Annotated in this window: 3 protein-coding genes; all 3 read left to right on the forward strand. The window is 63.4% G+C overall.

Annotated elements, in window-relative coordinates:
* Window positions 1-121: 121 nt before the first annotated feature.
* From rsmD to RMO23_RS00685, 3 genes are read left to right on the forward strand one after another with little or no spacing between them, the layout of a single operon-like run.
* Entirely contained in the window at window positions 122-790 is a 669-nt protein-coding gene (gene rsmD / locus RMO23_RS00675) for a 16S rRNA (guanine(966)-N(2))-methyltransferase RsmD (protein WP_309678071.1), read from the forward strand.
* A gap of 39 nt (window positions 791-829) precedes the next feature.
* Complete coding sequence (coaD, locus tag RMO23_RS00680) at window positions 830-1,345, forward strand: pantetheine-phosphate adenylyltransferase (protein WP_309678073.1); 516 nt, start codon at window positions 830-832, stop codon at window positions 1,343-1,345.
* Window positions 1,346-1,350: 5 nt separating this feature from the next.
* Complete coding sequence (locus RMO23_RS00685; RefSeq protein WP_309678074.1) at window positions 1,351-1,626, forward strand: YfhL family 4Fe-4S dicluster ferredoxin; 276 nt, start codon at window positions 1,351-1,353, stop codon at window positions 1,624-1,626.
* Window positions 1,627-1,761: the final 135 nt, after the last annotated feature.

The following is a 1,761-nucleotide window of genomic DNA, read 5'->3' on the forward strand; positions in this document are numbered from 1 at the left end:
TCAACCGCGTCACCGTGGCCGACATCAAGGCCGCGTTTGCGCGCAAGCTGCAGCCTGAGAAAATGGTCACCGTGATTCTGGGGGCCGCGCCATGAAGTACCGCGCCCGGGCCGAGCAAGCAATGACTGACAAAGCAACTGATAAAGCGACCGAAAAATTGACTGAAACGACGACTGAAAAACAGCCTGCCAAAAAACCAAAGTCCGGCAAGGTGGTGGCGCGCAAAGCCAAGCCGCCCGGTGAAATCCGCATCATTGGCGGCCTCTACAAGCGCAGCAAGCTGCCGGTGCCCAACAAGCCCGGCCTGCGCCCCACGCCCGACCGCGTGCGCGAAACCCTGTTCAACTGGCTGGGCCAGGACCTGAGCGGCTGGCGCTGCGCCGACGTGTTTGCCGGCACCGGCGTGCTGGGCTTTGAGGCCGCCTCGCGCGGCGCCGCCGACGTGCTGCTGTGCGAGCAGGACGCCGGGCTGCTGCCGCAGCTGCAGGCCCTCAAGACCCGGCTCAACGCCGGCGCGGTCAGGATAGAGCGCGGCGACGGCCTGAGCGCGCTGCGGCGCTTGCTGCCCGGCAGCCAGCAACTGATATTTCTCGACCCGCCCTACGAGTCCAGCCTGTTCGAACCCGCGCTGCAGGCCGCCGCCAAGGCGATAGGCGACGCCGGGTTGATCTACCTCGAAGCGCCCCGGCCCTGGCTGGACGAAGAGTTGCAGCCGCTGGGCCTGCAACTGCACCGCAGCGGCCGGGCCGGCGCGGTGCATTTTCATCTGCTAATCAAGGTCAAGCCCTGAGCTGGCGCGGCGCTGGGGCTGGCGGGGCATAATTCCGGTATGTCCACGCCACCCCCCTCACCGCCCCGGGTTGCTGTCTATTCAGGCACTTTTGACCCCTTCACGCTGGGGCATGCCGACGTGGTGCAGCGCGCCGCCGGGCTGTTTGACCGGCTCCTCATCGCGGTCGCGTCGGCGCACCATAAAAAAACATTGTTTTCGCTTGAGGCCCGCGTGGAACAAGTGCGGGAAGCTATTAAAAGCATAGCAAACGTGCAGGTCCTGCCGTTCGACGGCCTGATCATGGACTTTTGCGCGCAGCACAACGCCTGCGCCGTGGTGCGCGGCGTGCGCAATGTGACCGACTTCGACTACGAAGCCCAGATGGGCGCCATGAACCGCAAGCTGCGCCCCGGCGTTGAAACGGTTTTTTTGCTGCCCGATGCCGCCTTGCAATGCATCAGCAGCACGCTGGTGCGCGAGATCAGCAAGCTGGGTGGCGACGTCAGCCAGATGGTGAGCCCGGCCGTGGCCAAAGCCCTGGCCCACGCCCACCAGCCCCTGAAGGAGGCTTGAAAAACATGGCCCTGCTGATCACCGACGAATGCATCAACTGCGACGTCTGCGAGCCCGAATGCCCGAACCAGGCGATTTACCTGGGCAAGGAAATCTACGAGATTGACCCGCACAAATGCACCGAATGCGTCGGCCACTTCGACGAACCGCAGTGCGTGCAGGTCTGCCCGGTCGCCTGCATCCCGGTGGACCCGAAGAACGTCGAAAGCAAGGAAACGCTGTGGGAAAAATACCATCGGCTACAGGCCGTGATTCCGATTGTTGCGGCGCGGGGCGGCTAGCGTTCAAGGGGCTCAAAAATGCTGGTTTGGGCCGGTTTCGATGCTTAAATCGGCCTCTAGCCCAATCAATACCTGCGCTTAAAGCTATTGAATTGATAGCGCCTCAAGCCAGCAACCCATCCAGCGGGCTGGCCG

The sequence above is a fragment of the Polaromonas sp. genome, assembly GCF_031411155.1.
Taxonomy (GTDB): domain Bacteria; phylum Pseudomonadota; class Gammaproteobacteria; order Burkholderiales; family Burkholderiaceae_C; genus Polaromonas.

Excerpts from the sequence above, each read along its gene's own strand:
- rsmD (WP_309678071.1), top strand. The coding sequence starts at position 122 with ATGACTGACAAAGCAACTGATAAAGCGACCGAAAAATTGACTGAAACG.
- coaD (WP_309678073.1), top strand. The coding sequence starts at position 830 with ATGTCCACGCCACCCCCCTCACCGCCCCGGGTTGCTGTCTATTCAGGC.
- RMO23_RS00685 (WP_309678074.1), top strand. The coding sequence starts at position 1,351 with ATGGCCCTGCTGATCACCGACGAATGCATCAACTGCGACGTCTGCGAG.